General features: G+C 69.8%; 13 protein-coding genes. 11 read left to right on the top strand and 2 right to left on the bottom strand.

All coding sequences use genetic code 11. The annotated features are described in order from the left end of the window. Positions 1–8: 8 nt before the first annotated feature. The 8 genes from E3O50_RS16260 (at position 9) to E3O50_RS16225 (ending at position 8334) form a co-directional block, all read left to right on the top strand. The gene (locus tag E3O50_RS16260; protein ID WP_134560532.1) at positions 9–1007 is read left to right on the top strand and encodes a siderophore-interacting protein; all 999 of its coding nucleotides are present in this window, start codon (positions 9–11) and stop codon (positions 1005–1007) included. 194 nt (positions 1008–1201) lie between these two features. Beyond that, a complete protein-coding gene (locus E3O50_RS16255) occupies positions 1202–2185 on the top strand; it encodes an iron chelate uptake ABC transporter family permease subunit (protein ID WP_134560530.1) in 984 nt (327 codons plus the stop codon). Beyond that, on the top strand, positions 2182–3300 hold the full coding sequence (locus tag E3O50_RS16250) for an iron chelate uptake ABC transporter family permease subunit (RefSeq protein WP_134449351.1): 1119 nt from the start codon (positions 2182–2184) through the stop codon (positions 3298–3300). Before E3O50_RS16255 ends, E3O50_RS16250 begins: the two co-directional genes overlap by 4 nt. Then, positions 3297–4220: an ABC transporter ATP-binding protein gene (locus tag E3O50_RS16245; protein ID WP_134449352.1), complete on the top strand. Its 924-nt coding sequence runs from the start codon at positions 3297–3299 to the stop codon at positions 4218–4220. The genes E3O50_RS16250 and E3O50_RS16245 overlap by 4 nt, the downstream gene beginning before the upstream one ends. 46 nt (positions 4221–4266) lie before the next feature. Then, positions 4267–5289, top strand: a complete 1023-nt coding sequence (locus E3O50_RS16240) for an ABC transporter substrate-binding protein (RefSeq protein WP_134560528.1) — start codon at positions 4267–4269, stop codon at positions 5287–5289. 304 nt (positions 5290–5593) lie between these two features. Then, entirely contained in the window at positions 5594–6490 is an 897-nt protein-coding gene (locus E3O50_RS16235) for an ABC transporter substrate-binding protein (RefSeq protein ID WP_134449354.1), read from the top strand. Positions 6491–6577: 87 nt separating this feature from the next. Then, the gene (locus E3O50_RS16230) at positions 6578–7531 is read left to right on the top strand and encodes an amino acid ABC transporter permease (protein WP_241975491.1); all 954 of its coding nucleotides are present in this window, start codon (positions 6578–6580) and stop codon (positions 7529–7531) included. A 50-nt stretch (positions 7532–7581) separates the two neighbouring features. Then, positions 7582–8334 carry an amino acid ABC transporter ATP-binding protein gene (locus tag E3O50_RS16225; RefSeq protein WP_134449397.1) on the top strand — a complete coding sequence of 251 codons (753 nt, stop codon included), beginning with the start codon at positions 7582–7584 and terminating at the stop codon, positions 8332–8334. A 29-nt stretch (positions 8335–8363) separates the two neighbouring features. Here the strand turns inward: E3O50_RS16225 and hrpA are convergent, their stop codons facing one another. Then, a complete protein-coding gene (gene hrpA / locus E3O50_RS16220; protein WP_134560526.1) occupies positions 8364–12287 on the bottom strand; it encodes an ATP-dependent RNA helicase HrpA in 3924 nt (1307 codons plus the stop codon). A gap of 92 nt (positions 12288–12379) precedes the next feature. Here hrpA and E3O50_RS16215 point away from each other — a divergent pair, with 92 nt between their 5' ends. Genes E3O50_RS16215 through E3O50_RS16205 form a run of 3 tightly spaced genes read left to right on the top strand, consistent with a single transcriptional unit; the run spans position 12380 to position 14383 of the window. Continuing rightward, a complete protein-coding gene (locus tag E3O50_RS16215; protein WP_134560524.1) occupies positions 12380–13153 on the top strand; it encodes a helix-turn-helix domain-containing protein in 774 nt (257 codons plus the stop codon). A gap of 24 nt (positions 13154–13177) precedes the next feature. Continuing rightward, complete coding sequence (locus E3O50_RS16210) at positions 13178–13501, top strand: DUF2249 domain-containing protein (RefSeq protein ID WP_134449357.1); 324 nt, start codon at positions 13178–13180, stop codon at positions 13499–13501. Positions 13502–13549: 48 nt separating this feature from the next. Then, complete coding sequence (locus tag E3O50_RS16205) at positions 13550–14383, top strand: aldo/keto reductase (protein WP_134560522.1); 834 nt, start codon at positions 13550–13552, stop codon at positions 14381–14383. Between the two features lie 7 nt (positions 14384–14390). Here E3O50_RS16205 and E3O50_RS16200 read toward each other — a convergent pair. Then, positions 14391–15689: aldehyde dehydrogenase family protein (locus E3O50_RS16200; RefSeq protein WP_134564581.1), on the bottom strand; the 1299-nt coding region annotated here is incomplete at its 5' end.

Raw genomic sequence — 15689 nt, 5'->3', positions numbered from 1 at the left:
CTTAGGTAATGCTTACCTTACCCAGCACCGAGGTGACCGGCGAGGACCTGCTCCCTGATGCACGCCCCGGCTACCGGCCGTACCGGGCGACGGTCGCGGGCATCCGGCGCCTGAGCCCGCATTTTGTGCGGGTGACCTTCACCGGTCCGGAATTCGAGCACTTCGGCACGGCGGGACTCGACCAGCGGATCAAGCTCGTCCTGCCGATCCCCGGCGTCGGCCTCGCCGATTTCGGAGTGGACGAGCAGCACGACCCTGCCTCGACCGGCACCGGCTGGTACGACCGCTGGCGGGCCCTTCCCGAAGCTGAGCGCAACCCGTTCCGCAGTTACACCGTCCGCAGGGTGCGCCCGCACCTCCGCGAACTCGACGTCGACTTCGTCTCCCACGACGCAGCGGTTGCCGCCGGTTCCGGCCCCGGCCCCGCATCCCGCTGGCTCGCCGCGGCCCAGGTCGGCGAGCACGTCGTCATCGTCGGGCCGGACTCGCGCAGCCGCGACGCCGGCCTCGGCCTCGACTGGCGCCCCGGCGACGCGACCTACCTGCTCCTCGCGGGCGACGAGACCGCGGTCCCCGCGATCTGCGGCATCCTCGATACCCTGCAGCCCGGGCGCACGGCGCACGCCTTCCTCGAGGTGCCGGATGCCGCGGACCAGCTCGACGTGCGGGTCCCGGACGGTTGCACCGTCACCTGGCTTCCACGCGGAGGCGCCCCGCACGGCGAACGCCTCGACGCCGCCGTGCGCACCTGGGTCGCCGGCCACCAGGGACCCGAGGTCCCGACCGGCGTCGCCGTGAACGCGGCCGAGCTCGAGATCGACATCGACCGCGAAACCCTGTGGGACACCCCGGACACACCGCCGGGCGCAGGGTTCTACGCCTGGCTCGCCGGAGAGGCCGGCGCGATCAAGCGCCTCCGCCGGTTCCTTGTGAGCGAGACCGGTGTCGACCGCCGGCGCGTCTCCTTCATGGGCTACTGGCGCCTCGGCAAGGCCGAGCCCCAGTGAGCCGCCTGGCACACCCGTCCGAGCATCCGGCCGCGAACCTCCCCGCCCAGAACCGCCCGGCCCCGAACCGTCCGGCCCCGAACCGTCCGGCCCCGAACGAATCCGACGGATTTTCTGCCCAAAGAACACCGGAGAGTGCCGTTTCGGGCCGAAAGACCGCAAGACTCCGTCGAACCGGTTCGGGTCGACGTCCGGTGGCTGGGCTCCTCGGCGCGGCCGTGCTCCTCGTCCTCGTGATCATCGCCTCCCTCGTCGTCGGCGCGCGGGACGTGCCCTTCGGCACCGTCCTCGACGCCCTGTTCCGGCCCGACCCCGCCGTGACCGACCAGCTGGTCGTGCTCGACCTGCGTATCCCGCGCACGGTCGTCGGCCTGCTCGCGGGCCTCGCCCTCGGCCTCGCCGGTGCGCTCATGCAGGGCGTCACCCGCAACCCCCTCGCCGACCCCGGCCTGCTCGGCGTCAACGCGGGCGCCTCCCTCTTCGTCGTAGCCGGAATCGCCGTCTTCGGAGTCACGAGCGCGCTCGGCTACGTCTGGTTCGCCTTCGTCGGGGCCGCGGTCGCGGCATCCGTCGTCTACGTCATCGGGTCGCTCGGACGCGGGGGAGCGACCCCCGTCAAGCTCACCCTCGCCGGCACGGCGCTCACCGCGGCGCTCACCTCGCTGATCACCATCGTGCTGCTCAGCGACCCGTCAACCTTCGACCGCTACCGGTTCTGGTCTGCGGGCTCCCTCTCCGCCCGCGGCCTCGACACCGCGCTGCAGCTCGCGCCGTTCATCCTCGTCGGCGCGATCCTGGCGGCGACGGCCGGGCGGATGCTCAACGCGCTCGCCCTCGGAGACGACCTCGCCCGCGGTCTCGGCCAGAACGTCGTGGCCGCACGGATCGTCTGCTTCGTGGCCGTCGTGCTGCTCTGCGGCTCGGCGACCGCCCTCGCCGGGCCGATCGTCTTCGTCGGCCTCGCGGTTCCGCACCTCGCCCGCTGGTTCGCCGGCCCGGACTACCGCTGGACCCTCTCCCTCTCGGCGCTGCTCGGCCCCGCCCTGCTCCTGCTCGCCGACGTGATCGGGCGCGTGATCGCCCGCCCCGGCGAGATCGAGGCCGGCCTCGTCGTCGCGTTCCTCGGCGCCCCCGTGCTGATTGCTCTCGTGCGAGGCACCAAGGCGGTCGGGCTGTGAGCACAAGCACTCCGGTCCTCGCGCCCGCGGCTGTGCTCGGCGCGGCGCGGGGTGCACGGCGCCGCCGGGAGCGCCGGACAGTGATCGTCCTCTCCGGGGCGGTGCTCGTCGTCGCCGCGCTGAGCCTCTCCGTCGGCTCCTATTCCGTCGCGGTGCCCGACCTGCTCCGCACCCTCGCCGGCCAGGGCACCGGGGCCGAGAACTTCATCGTGCTGACCCTGCGCCTGCCCCGGCTCGTGCTCGCGCTCCTGACCGGCGTCGCCTTCGCGCTCTCGGGCGCCTTGTTCCAGACCGTGCTGCGCAATCCGCTCGCGAGCCCCGACATCGTCGGCGTCACCGGCGGGGCGAGCGCCGCAGCGGTCCTCGGGATGCTCGTGCTCGGCTTCGGCAGCCTCGCGACCGCTTTCGCGGCCTTCGGCGGCGCGATCCTCGTCGCGACCGTCATCTACCTGCTGGCCTGGCGCGGTCGCGGCGGAGGCGCCGGAGGCGTCGCCGGCTATCGCTTCGTGCTCATCGGCGTCGGCATCGCGTTCATGGTGCAGGGCCTGCTCGGCTACCTGCTCAGCCGCGCCGAGCTCCGCGACGCCCAGGACGCCCTGACCTGGCTCGTCGGCAGCGTGAGCGGTGCCGCTTGGCCCGAGATCGCGGTCGTCGCTGTCGGGCTCGCGGTGCTCCTGCCGATCGTGTGGATGCTCGCTCCGCGTCTTCGCGCGCTGCAACTGGGCGACGACCTGGCCACGAGCCTCGGGGTCGGTGCCGAGCGCAACCGGCTCGGACTCCTCATCGTCGCCGTCGCCCTCGCCGCGCTCGGGACGGCCATGGTCGGCCCGCTCGCGTTCGTCGCGTTCGTGTCCGCGCCGATCGCCCGCCGCCTCGTCGGCACCGGCGGACTGAGCCTCGTTCCCTCGGCCCTCGTCGGTGCCCTGATCGTCAGCGCCGCCGACTTCGCGTCCCAGCACCTGCTCCCGGGCGGACTCCAGCTGCCCGCCGGGGTCGTCACCGGCGCCATCGGAGCGCCCTACCTGCTCTGGCTGCTCGCGACCGGAGCGGCGGGCGGCAGCGGCGCCGGCAGCACCCGCGGCATCCCGCGCGACAGCACAGAAGGAACCCGATGACCCAACCCGAACCGCACGCTCCCGACCCGCAGACAGCGGTCCCGGCTTTCGCGGGTCCAGCAGCCGCCGAACCGGGCGACCGCACGCACCACGAGCTGCGCACCGTCGCCCTCGGCCTCGGCTACGACGGCGTCCCGATCGTCACAGACCTCGACCTCGAGATCGCCGTCGGCCGGATCACGGTCATCGTCGGCGCGAACGCCTCGGGCAAATCGACCCTCCTCCGCGGACTCGCCCGCCTGCTCACCCCGCAGACCGGCGTGGTCCTCCTCGACGGCACCGACATCGCGACGATTCCGGGCAAGCGGGTCGCGACCGTGCTCGGCCTCCTGCCGCAACAGCCGCTCGCGCCGGAGGGAATCACCGTCGGCGAACTCGTCGGTCGCGGCCGGCATCCGCATCAGGGCTGGTTCCGCGGCACCACGGCCGCCGACGACGCCATCGTCGCCGACGCCCTCGTGCGCACCGGAACCCTCGACCTCGCCGCGCGCCGGCTGGAGGAGCTCTCCGGCGGCCAGCGCCAGCGGGTCTGGATCGCGATGGCCCTCGCCCAGGACACCGACATCCTGCTGCTCGACGAGCCGACGAGTTTCCTCGACGTCGCCCACCAGATCGAGGTCCTCGACCTCCTCCTCGAGCTCAACCGCACCCGGGGGACCACGATCGTGATGGTCCTGCACGACCTCAACCTCGCGGCCCGGTACGCCGACGAAATGCTCGTGATGCGCTCAGGCGGGATCATCGCCGCAGGGCCGCCCGTGGACACCCTGACCGTCGACGTCGTCCGCTCCGCCTTCGGGCTCGACGCCCTCGTCATCCCCGACCCGGTCTGCGGCTCACCGCTCGTCGTGCCGATCGGGAGGTTCCATCCCGCGCCGACCGCGGCATCCGCTATATTAGGTAAGGCTAACCTAATTTAGTCGAACCGTGTCCCTCCCCGAGACAACTGAGAAACCGGAGTTTCCCGTGCACCGTCCCCCCATTCGCGCGCTTGTCGCCGTCGCCGCCCTCGTCGCCCTGACGCTGACCGGCTGTTCCGCGCCGGCGCCCCAGTCAACGGATGCTGCGGCGGGCGACTCCGCAGCCGCGTCGTTCCCCGTCACCATCGAGAACGCCTTCGGGTCGACCGTGATCCCGAAGCAGCCGACCCGGGTCGTGACCTGGGGCTGGGGGAGCGCGGACGACGCGATCGCCCTCGGCGTCATTCCCGTCGCGATGCCGTTCCAGGCATACGCCGGTGACGCCCAGGGCGTGCTGCCCTGGATCTCCGAGGCGCTCGTGACGAGCGGAACGCCGACGCCGACCGTGCTGCCCGACTCCACGGAGCCGCCGTACGAGGACATCGCCAAGGCCGCACCCGACGTCATCCTTGCCGCATACTCGGGCATCACCGCCGAGCAGTACGCGCTGCTCAGCAAGATCGCCCCCGTGGTCGGCTACCCGGACCAGCCCTGGGCGACGAATTGGCGCGACCTCATCACGATCACCGGAACGGCTCTCGGCAAGTCCGCTGAAGCGACCACGCTTCTCGCGGGCATCGACGCGAAGATCGCCGCGGCAGCGGCAGCCCACCCCGAGTTCGCGGGCAAGTCCATCGCCCTCACGAGCGACAGCGGAGGAACGTTCTACGTCTACAAGAAGGAAGACCCCCGCGTCGCATTCACCCTCGACCTCGGCTTCGTGAACGCATCCGCCGTCGATGCCCTCGCGACCGACGAGGCGAGCTTCTACTACACGCTCAGCCACGAACAGCTCGACAAGCTCACGAGTGACGTGCTCGTGAACTTCGGGACGACGCAGGAGGAATCGGATGCGTTCCTCTCCGCCGGGTACGCCCAGGCCATGCCGCAGGTGCAGCGTGGTTCCGTCGCCTCCCCGGTCGGCGCGGCATTCATCTCGTCCGTCTCCCCGCCGACGGGTCTCTCGCTGACCTGGGGCCTCGACGACTACGTGACGATGCTCTCGACCGCGGCCAAGGCCGCCGAATAACGCCCGTCGCCGGGGTTGAATTGCGGTCAAAGCACCTTCGTCGTCGCGACGAGGGTGCTTTGTGCGCAACTGGGCGGGCCGGCGGTTCGGGCGCTGTCGTCGCACCCGGCGAAATCTGCCCGAAACACGCCAACGGCCATACTTGATCGAGACACGTCCCCCTCACGCTCGCTTTAGCTAGTCCAAAACGTGACCTGCGCACAGAATCCGCGTGAGCATCCTGTTATATGCTCACCTCTGTCGCTTACCGTTTACGGACTCAATGACGAACCCCTGACACCGACAAACAAAGAAGGTTCCGCATATGCGCGCTCGATACCTACTCCCCGCCGTCGCCGCCGCGGCCGCACTGATGCTCACCGGCTGCGTCGACAACTCGACGCCCTCGACCGGCTCGACCACCAGCGCCTCGGCCGCAGCGATCACCAAGGACGACGCGGCCGCCGCACTCGTTCCCGCCAAGATCGCGTCCTCCGGCAAGCTCATCGTCGGCAGCGACCCGACCTACGCCCCCAACGAGTTCAAGGACGAAGCAGGCAAGCCCATCGGCTGGGGCATCGAGATCGCGAGCGCGGTCGCCACCAAGCTCGGGCTCACGGCCGAATTCCAGGTCGCCAAGTTCGACAACATCATCCCCTCCGTCGCCGGTGGCAAGGCCGACATGGGCGAGTCCTCGTTCACGGACACCGCCGAGCGCGAGCAGCAGGTCGACTTCGTCAACTACTACACCGCCGGTATCCAGTGGGCATCGGCCAAGGACAAGACCGTCGACCCGGACAACGCCTGCGGCATGAAGGTAGCCGTGCAGGCGACCACCTACGAAGACACCGACGAGGTCCCCGCCAAGAGCGACGCCTGCGTCGCGGCCGGCAAGCCCGCGATCGACAAGCTCAAGTTCGACACCCAGGATGCCGCGACGAACGCGGTCGTACTCGGCCAGGCCGACGCGCTCAGCGCCGACTCTCCCGTCACCCTCTACGCCATCGCCCAGACCAAGGGCAAGCTGCAGCTCGCGGGCAAGACCTTCGACGTCGCACCATACGGCATGGTCGTCGCCAAGGGCTCTGACCTCGGCAAGGCCGTCCAGGCCGCACTGCAGTCCATGGTCGACGACGGCAGCTACAAGGCCATCCTCGACACGTGGGGTGTCGCCGACGGCGGCATCGACAAGATCACGATCAACGCAGCCGCGAACGGCTAACCGGTGAGCACGCCGAATCTGAACGGCCGGGGGGCGGGGCCCGCCTCGTCCCCGGCCGATCCGGCCGCCCCGGCCGCGTCGGTTCCCATCAAAGCCATCCGGCTGCGTCACCCCTGGCGGTTGGTCTTCGCGATCATCCTGATCGTGGTGTTCGCCCTGGCCATCGTCGACGCGGCCTTCCGCCCCGCGTACGACTGGCCGACGGTCGCGAAGTACCTGTTCGACCGGCGCATCTCCCAGGCCGCGCTCGTGACCCTCGAACTCACCGTCTACTCGATGGTGATCGCGATCGTCCTCGGCGTGATCCTCGCGGTGATGCGGCTGTCGCCCAACCCGGTCGTGAAGAGCCTCGCGTGGTTCTATCTCTGGGTCTTCCGCGGCACACCGGTCTACGTCCAGCTGACCATCTGGGGCCTGATCTCGCTGATCTATTCGAGCATCGACATCGGCATCCCGTTCATGCACCCGTGGGTGTCGTTCGAGACGAACGCCGCGCTCAGCACGTTCGCCCTCGCGGTGATCGGCCTCTCGCTCAACGAGGCCGCGTATATGGCCGAGATCGTCCGTGCCGGACTCCTCGCCGTCGATCGTGGCCAGGAAGAGGCCGCGACCGCGCTCGGGATGAGCTGGTCGCAGACGATGACCCGGGTCATCCTGCCGCAGTCGATGCGGGTGATCATCCCGCCGACCGGCAACGAGGTCATCTCGATGCTCAAGACCACCTCGCTCGTCACGGCGGTGCCGTTCAGCTTCGACCTGTTCGCCCGCTCCCGTGACATCTCCGCCGAGACGTTCAACCCGATCCCGCTGCTCATCGTCGCGTCGATCTGGTACCTGTTCTTCACCTCGATCCTGATGGTGGGCCAGTACTTCCTCGAGAAGCGTTTCGCGCGCGGCATCGGCGACCGTCAGCCGGACAAGAAGGGCGGCGGCTCCAACCCCGACCCGATCACGGGCGTCACGATCGTGCCCGGCTCCGAGCAGGCGCCGGCGACCCGCACCGGCCGAGAACCCGAAACCGGCCAGGGAGGCCCGTCATGAGCGACCTGACCACGCCGAACGCGGCATCCGCTGCCCGCGGTTACGTGCCGATGGTGCTCGCAGAGCAGGTCTCGAAGAGCTTCGGCTCGCACGAGGTGCTCAAGAGCATCTCCCTCGAGGTCAAACGCGGCGAGGTGATGTGCCTCGTCGGGCCGAGCGGGTCGGGCAAGTCCACGTTCCTGCGCTGCATCAACCACCTCGAGGTGCTCTCCGCCGGGCGGCTGAGCGTCGACGGCGAGCTGATCGGCTACCGCGAGACCAACGGCAAGCTCTACGAGATGGCGCCCAAGGAAGCGGCGAAGCAGCGCAGGGACATCGGCATGGTGTTCCAGCGCTTCAACCTGTTCCCGCACATGACCGCACTCCAGAACGTGATGGAGGCGCCGCTGCGGGTCAAGGGGCTGCCCAAGGCGCAAGCCGAGCGCACCGCCCGCGACCTGCTCGCCCGGGTGGGACTCGCCGAACGCGCGGACTACTACCCCGCGCACCTCTCCGGCGGCCAGCAGCAGCGCGTCGCGATCGCCCGCGCGCTCGCGATGGAGCCCAAGCTGATGCTCTTCGACGAGCCGACGAGCGCGCTCGACCCCGAACTCGTCGGCGAGGTGCTCGACGTGATGAAGGGCCTCGCCAAGGAGGGCATGACGATGATCGTGGTCACCCACGAGATGGGCTTCGCCCGCGAGGTGGGTGACTCGCTCGTGTTCATGGACGGCGGCGTCGTCGTCGAGTCCGGCGACCCCGAGCTCGTGCTGAGCAACCCGCAACACCGCCGCACGCAGGCGTTCCTCTCGAAGGTGCTCTAGCCACCAGCTGACCCCGGCGGATGTCGGGGTCAGCTGGTCAGGACCTTGTGGATCCGCTGCAGAGACACCGACTCCGCGGCCTTGAGCTCCTGCGCGAACAGGCTGATCCGCAGCTCCTCGATCATCCAGCGTGCGCGCACGAGGTTCGCCGCCATGCCGGGGGCCAGCGGAATCCGGCCGCCGGCAGCTTCGTAGCGGGCCGTGGCCGACTGGCTTTCATTCATCCAGACCCGGTCGCGGCTGGGATTGTCGCCGAGTTTCACGATCCGTGAACTGATGCCGCCGAGGTAGCGCGGCAGGTGGCGCAGCTGGGCGAGGCCCGTCGCGCTCACGAAGCCGGGGTAGATCAGTCCGGCCAGCTGGGCACGGGCATCCGTCAGCGCGGGCAGCAACGCCATGCTCGTCGAGGCCTTGAGCGCCTTGTCGGCGGCCCGGGAGGCGGTGAGGATGCGCGCAACGAGCCCAACGGCCTCGAACATCGAGTCCATCAGCACCCCGGACACGCGGTCCCGGATCGAGTCGAACTCGGCCTTCATGAAGACCTGGCCGCTCGGGTTCACCCGGAACAGCACCTCATCGACGCAGGCCGCGAGGCAGTCGTCGAAGAGGGCCTGCGTGGTGCGGTACGGGCTCGTGGCGAGGCTGAGCTTCTCCGCCCCGGTCAGGTGCTGCTGCACGTAGGCGACCGGAGACGGCGTCGCGAGCAACAGTAGCCGGCGCACCCCGCCCGGCAGCGTGCTCGCCTGCTCTGCAGCGGTGCTCATCATCCGGATCGCGACGCTCGTACCCTCGTCGACGAGCGTCGGGTAGCCGCGAATGGTGTTGTCGCCCTGTTTGGTGTCGATGAACCGGGGGAGTTCCGCGAAATCCCAGGTCGTGAGGCCGCCGCGCTCGATCGCGTTCACGGGCGTGGCAGCGGATGCCGCCGCGACGCTTTCGCGCGCCCGGGAGCCGAGCCTGCGCTGCAGCTCGCCGAGGTCCTTTCCGGAGGCCATCGCCTGCCCGCGGTCGTCGACGACGCGGAACGTCATCCGGAGGTGCGCGGGTACGCGCCCGAGCTCGAAGTCGTTTGCGTTCACCGGGACGTACGTGAGCCGCTGGATCAGGCCCGCGAGGATCTCGGTGAACGGCGCAGCCTCTGTCTCGAAACCCGCCCCCGTGCCCGCGCCGAGCCGGGCGCCGATGCTCGTGCCGCCCATGCTGCTCGTGTCCTTCGCCGTGCGGGCCTCGCCGGGCGCAGGCGGCAGCTCGGTGAGCAGCCGGGCCGCCCAGTCGGCGGCGGGCACGACGTTGCGGCGGATGCTCTTCGGGAGCGACTTGATCAGCGCGGTCACGAGGTCGGCGCGGAGGCCCGGTACCTGCCAGTCGAAGCCGGCGGGGGAGAGCCGGGCCAGGAGGGCGAGCGGGATCAGGGCGGCGACGCCATCGTCATCCGCCCCCGGCTCGAACCGGTAGGTCAGGTGGAAACGCTGGTCGCCCTGGTGCCAGGTCGGCGGGAAGACGGCCTCGTCGATCTCCGGGGTGGCCTCGTCGGGAACGAGCGCCTCCGCGGTCATCGTGAGGAGGTCGGGGGTCTCGGCGCGCGCCTTGCGCCACCACGTCTCAAAGGTGCGCGTCGAGCAGACCTCCGCGGGGATGCGGCGCTGGTAGAACTCAAAGACGGCCTCGTCGTCGAAGAGGATGTCGCGGCGCCGGGTGCGTTCCTCGAGCTCGGCGAGTTCCTTGCGCAGCTTCGTGTTGGCCCGGTCGAACGCGGTGACACGCTGGTCGACGCGGTCGAGGTCCCATTCGCCGTCGACGAGGGCGTGCCGGATGAAGAGCTCGCGGGCGTAGGCCGGGTCGACCCGGGAGAACTGGATGCGGCGGCGCGGCACGATCGGAACCCCGTAGAGGGTGACCCGCTCGTAGGCGACGACGGAGCCCTGCTTCTTCTCCCAGTGCGGTTCGGAGTAACTGCGCTTGCAGAGGTCCCCGGCGAGCGGTTCGGCCCAGGCGGGGTCGACGACGGCGTTCATCCGGGCGAAGAGCCGGCTGGTCTCCACGAGTTCCGCGCTCATCACGGCGTTGGGCTGCTTCTTCGCGAGCGACGAGCCGGGGAAGATCACGAAGCGCTGCTGGCGGGCGCCGATGTAGTCCTTCTTCGCGACATCCTTGAGGCCGATGTGCGAGAGCAGCCCGGCGAGGAGGGAGCGGTGGATGCCGTCGGGGTTGACCGCCGGGTCGCCGATGTGTAGGCCGAGCGGCTTGGCGAGCTGGCGGAGCTGCTTGTAGACGTCCTGCCACTCGCGCACCCGCAGGTAGTTCAGGAACTCGTTCTTGCAGAGCCTGCGGAAGGCGCTCGAGCCGAGTTCCTTCTGCTTGAGCTCGAGGTAATTCCAGAGGTTCAGCAGGCCGAGGAAGTCGCTCGTCGGGTCCGCGAACCGCGCGTGCTGCTGGTCGGCCTGCGCGCGCCGCTCGAGCGGCCGTTCCCGCGGGTCCTGGATGGTGAGGCCGGCGACGATCGCCATCACCTCGCGGCTGGTGCCCTGGGTCTTGGACTCGATGACCATCCGCCCGAAGCGGGGGTCGATCGGCAGCTTCGCGAGCTGCTGCCCGATCCGGGTGAGCTTGGACACCCCGCCGCTCGCGTTGCTCACCCCACTGCCCGGCGCAACGGCGCCGAGCTCGGCGAGCAGGTCGAGGCCGTCCTTGATACCGCGGGAATCCGGCGGGGTGAGGAACGGGAACGCGGCGATGTCGCCGAGGCCGAGCGAGATCATCTGCAGGATCACGGCGGCGAGGTTGGTGCGCAGCACCTCGGGCTCGGTGAACTCCGGGCGGCGACCGAAGTCCTCCTCCGAATACAGCCGGATGGCGATGCCGTCGCTCGTGCGCCCGCTGCGCCCGGAGCGCTGGTTCGCGGAGGCCTGGCTGATCGCCTCGATCGGCAGCCGCTGCACCTTCGAGCGCACGCTGTACCGGCTGATCCTGGCGGTTCCGGCGTCGATGACATAACGGATGCCCGGGACGGTCAGGCTGGTCTCGGCGACGTTCGTCGCGAGCACGATCCGGCGCCGAACCCCGGCGACGGTCGAGGGCTGGAAGACCTTGTGCTGATCGGCGGAGGAGAGCCGGCCGTAGAGCGGCAGCACCTCGGTCGGGCTCGTGCGGTCGCCACTCGCGAACTTGCCCTGCAGGGCATCCGCTGCGTCGCGGATCTCGGTCTCTCCGCTCAGGAAGACGAGCACGTCGCCGTTCGACTCGCGCTCGAGTTCGTCGAGCGCCGCTGAGATGCCCTCGATGTAGTCGCGGTCCACCGGCGGCGTCGCCGAGACCTGGTCCTCGTCGTCATCGTCCGCCATCGCTTCGGCCACGAGCGGGCGGTAGCGGATCTCGACCGGGTAGGTACGGCCGGAGACCTCGATGATCGGGGCCGGCGTGCCGTCGGCGGCCGCGAAGTGCTCGGCGAAACTCTGCGGGTCGATCGTCGCCGAGGTGATGATGACCTTGAGGTCGGGGCGCTGCGGCAGCAGCTGGCGCAGGTAGCCGAGCAGGAAGTCGATGTTGAGGCTGCGCTCGTGGGCCTCGTCGATGATGATCGTGTCGTATTTGCGCAGCATCCGGTCGCGGTGCATCTCGTTGAGCAGGATGCCGTCGGTCATGAGCTTGATCTTGGTGTCAGGACCGACCTGGTCGGTGAACCGCACCTGGTAGCCGACGACCTGGCCGACCTCCTGGCCGAGTTCTTCGGCGATGCGCTCGGCGATCGTGCGGGCGGCGAGCCGCCGCGGCTGGGTGTGGCCGATGCTCGTGCGCCCGAGTTCGAGGCAGATCTTCGGGATCTGGGTGGTCTTGCCCGAGCCCGTCGCGCCCGCGATGATGACGACCTGGTTGTCGCGGATGGCGCGCGCGATATCCTCGCGGCGTTGGCTGACGGGGAGTTCGGGCGGGAAGGTGATGACAAGGGGAATCATGAGCATTCCATCGTAAGACTTCCGGGTGCCCGGTGTGCGCGGGCGGCTCCTCCCGGCCTGGCGCTTTAACCGGAGACTGTTACGCTCAAACTATGGTAGACGGACAGGGAATCGGCGACCGGCACGCGGCCCTCGCCTCGGATGCGCGCCGCCGGGTGCTCGAGTTGATCGCGGGTGCCCGCGAGCCCGTCGACGCCGCCGCCGTCGCCGCGAGCATCGGCCTGCACGTGACAACCGCGCGCTTCCATCTCGACCAGCTCGAGGGTGCCGGGCTGATCCGCCGTGCCGTCGACCGGACCGGGATCCGCGGGCGTCCGCGCATCCTCTTCACCGTGAATCCCGCGGTGCGCGAAGACGGTGTGCAGCGGCTGCTCAGCCACGCCCTCGTCGGCGCCCTCGCCGAGGACGACGACGGCGGCCGGGCACGGGCGATCCGCGCCGGCGAGCGCTGGTCGTCCGCCTTCGACCTCGAGGCGCGCGAGAGCGAACCGGGCACAGGGGCGGCCGGGGGAGCGAGCGACGTCGGGCCGCTCGTGCACATCCTCGACGGCCTCGGCTTCGACCCGATCGCCCAATCGCTTGAGGCGTCGCCCGGTCAGCCGGCGTCGCCCGGTCAGCCGGCGTCGCCGAGCGAGACGGATGCCCGCGACGGTATGGTCGTCGAGCTCCGGGCCTGTCCCTTCCGCGACGAAGCCAGGCACACGCCCGCGGTGGTGTGCTCGCTGCACCTGGGTCTGATCCGGGGCATCGCCCGTTCCAGCGGGCACGACCCGGACGACGTGGAGCTGCGCCCCTTCGTCCTTCCCGAGTTGTGCGAGGTGCGCCTCCGCGGCGACTGGGTGCCCGTCGACCCGCTCGCTAATTAAAGCGGAATATATTAGGTTTAAATCATGGTTGACATGATCCCCCTCCTTCCCGCATCCGCACCCCGGCCCGCGGCCCACGACGAGCCCGCCGGCCACACCTGCACCTGCGGCGAGGCCGAGGCCGCAGGGTACCCAGAACTGGACGCCCGGCAGCTCCCGCACGCGATCCGGCACGCCGCGATCTTCGGCGCGCTGGACGCTGTCCTCCCCGGCGGCGGCCTGGTCCTCGTCGCTCCCCACGACCCGTTGCCCCTCCTCGCCCAGCTCGAACAGCGACACCCGGGCCGGTTCACGGTGAGCTATCTCTCCCGCGAGCCCGAGGCGTGGAAGCTCCAGCTCACCCGCTGAAGCACCGTAGGTCAGGTTCCGTCCGGTTCCGGCGTTTAGGGTGGGCCCATGACGACTTCTGTGCCCACCCTGACCCTCAACGACGGCCACACCATTCCTCAGCTCGGCTTCGGTGTGTTCAAGGTCGATCCGGACGAAACGACCCGCATCGTCTCCGACGCACTCGAGGTCGGCTACCGCCACCTCGACACGGCCGCGATCTACGGGAACGAAGCCGGAGTCGGGGCCGCGATCGCGGCATCCGCCGTGCCTCGCTCCGAGCTCTTTGTCACGACGAAGCTGTGGAACAGCGAACAGGGCACCCAGAGCGCATTCGACGCTTTCGACCTGAGCCTCGAGAAGCTCGGGCTCGACTACGTCGACCTGTACCTCATCCACTGGCCGACGCCGGCGAAGGACAGCTACATCGAGAGCTGGAAGGCGCTCGAGAAGATCCGCGCCTCCGGACGTGCACGCTCGATCGGTGTCTCGAATTTCCTCGTGCCGCACCTCGAACGCCTTCTCGCCGAGACGGATGTCGTCCCGGCGGTCAACCAGATCGAGCTGCACCCCGCGCACCAGCAGCCTGAAGTCACCGTGTTCGCGCGCGCCCACGGGATTCAGATCGAGGCGTGGGGACCCCTCGGCCAGGGCAAGTACCCACTCCTTGAGGAGCCCGTCGTCGTCGTCGCGGCCGAGGCGCACGGCAAGAGCCCCGCTCAGGTGGTCATCCGCTGGCACCTGCAGACCGGCAACATCCTGTTCCCGAAGTCGAACCGGCGCGCGCGCATGATCGAGAACCTCGACGTCTTCGACTTCGAGCTCAGTCACACCGAACTCGCCACGATTTCCGCGCTCGAGCGCTCGGGCCGCGTGGGCTCCCACCCCAACGATGTGAACTAGGCTCCGCTCAGAACGGGTAGCTGCCCGGCGTGCGGCGCAGGGTGATCCAGCGCGTCTCCGTGAAGGCGTCGATGTTGGCCTCCGCACCGCCCTGCCGCGAACCCGTGCCGGACGAGCCGACGCCGCCGAACGGTGTGTTCGCCTCGTCGTTGACCGTCTGGTCGTTGATGTGCACGATGCCGGACGGGATCCGCTGGGCCAGTTCGAGGCCGCGCATGGCGTCGGCGGTCACGATGCCGAGCGAGAGCCCGTATTCGGTCGCCGAAGCGATGCCCACGGCCTCGTCCTCGGTGCTGAACCGCACCACGGATGCGACAGGGCCGAACACCTCCTCGCAGAAGGCGGGGGCATCCAGCGGCGAGTCCGCGAGCACGGTGGGCCGGTAGAACAGCCCGTCGTAGCTGCCGCCGGCCCTCAGCTTCGCGCCGGAATCGATCGAGCTCGTGACCAGGCGGTGGATGCGGTCGCGCTGGTTCTCGTCGATGATCGGGCCGAGGTGCACGTGCTCGGTGGCGGGGTTGCCAACGGCAAGGGAGTCCGCCTTCGCGGCGAGCTTCTCGACGTACTCGTCGAAGATGCTCTCGTGCACGATGTGCCGCCCGACCGTCATGCAGATCTGGCCCTGGTGCAGGAACGATCCCCAGGCCGCGAGGTTGACGGCCTTGTCGACGTCAGCGTCGGCGAGTACGACGAAGGCGGAATTACCGCCCAGCTCGAGGTGGGCACGCTTGAGATGCTTTCCCGCGAGCTCGCCGACGGCGCGACCGGCCCTGGTCGAGCCGGTGAACGCGATCACCCGCACGTTCGGGTCGGTGACGATGGCCTCGCCGACATCGGCGCCGCCGGTCACCAGCTGCAGGAGCCCGGCGGGCAGGCCGGCCTCCTCGAAGATGCGCACCATCATCACGCCGCCGGTCACAGCGGTGCGCGGGTCCGGCTTGAGCACGACCGCATTGCCCAGCGCGAGCGCCGGCGCCACCGCGCGGATGCCGAGGATGATCGGCACGTTGAACGGCGACACGACTCCGACGACGCCGACGGGCACCCGCTGGGCGATGGAGATCCTCGGCTCCTCGCTCGAGAGTACCTGGCCGAGCGGATGCGACGGCAACGCCGCCGCCTCATAGCATTCCTGAGCGCCGACGTGGAGGGCGAAGCCGGCAAGCCCGGGAACCGCGCCGACTTCCCGCACGTTCCAGTCCATGATCTCGTCGGCGTGTTCCTCCAGGAGCGCGGCGGCCCGGCGCAGCACGGCGGCGCGCACCGGGTGCGCGGTCGCGGCCCAGGCCTTCTGCGCCGCGGCCGC

Origin of the sequence: Cryobacterium sp. MDB1-18-1 (assembly GCF_004402735.1) — a bacterium.
Lineage (GTDB): Bacteria > Actinomycetota > Actinomycetes > Actinomycetales > Microbacteriaceae > Cryobacterium > Cryobacterium glucosi.
This window is presented reverse-complemented; position numbering and strand designations above follow the sequence as displayed.

Bases quoted from the DNA above. Each gene is read 5' to 3' on its own strand.
- hrpA (WP_134560526.1), bottom strand. From the start codon at position 12,287: ATGATTCCCCTTGTCATCACCTTCCCGCCCGAACTCCCCGTCAGCCAA.
- E3O50_RS16260 (WP_134560532.1), top strand. From the start codon at position 9: ATGCTTACCTTACCCAGCACCGAGGTGACCGGCGAGGACCTGCTCCCT.
- E3O50_RS16245 (WP_134449352.1), top strand. From the start codon at position 3,297: ATGACCCAACCCGAACCGCACGCTCCCGACCCGCAGACAGCGGTCCCG.
- E3O50_RS16210 (WP_134449357.1), top strand. From the start codon at position 13,178: ATGGTTGACATGATCCCCCTCCTTCCCGCATCCGCACCCCGGCCCGCG.
- E3O50_RS16205 (WP_134560522.1), top strand. From the start codon at position 13,550: ATGACGACTTCTGTGCCCACCCTGACCCTCAACGACGGCCACACCATT.
- E3O50_RS16225 (WP_134449397.1), top strand. From the start codon at position 7,582: ATGGTGCTCGCAGAGCAGGTCTCGAAGAGCTTCGGCTCGCACGAGGTG.
- E3O50_RS16235 (WP_134449354.1), top strand. From the start codon at position 5,594: ATGCGCGCTCGATACCTACTCCCCGCCGTCGCCGCCGCGGCCGCACTG.
- E3O50_RS16215 (WP_134560524.1), top strand. From the start codon at position 12,380: ATGGTAGACGGACAGGGAATCGGCGACCGGCACGCGGCCCTCGCCTCG.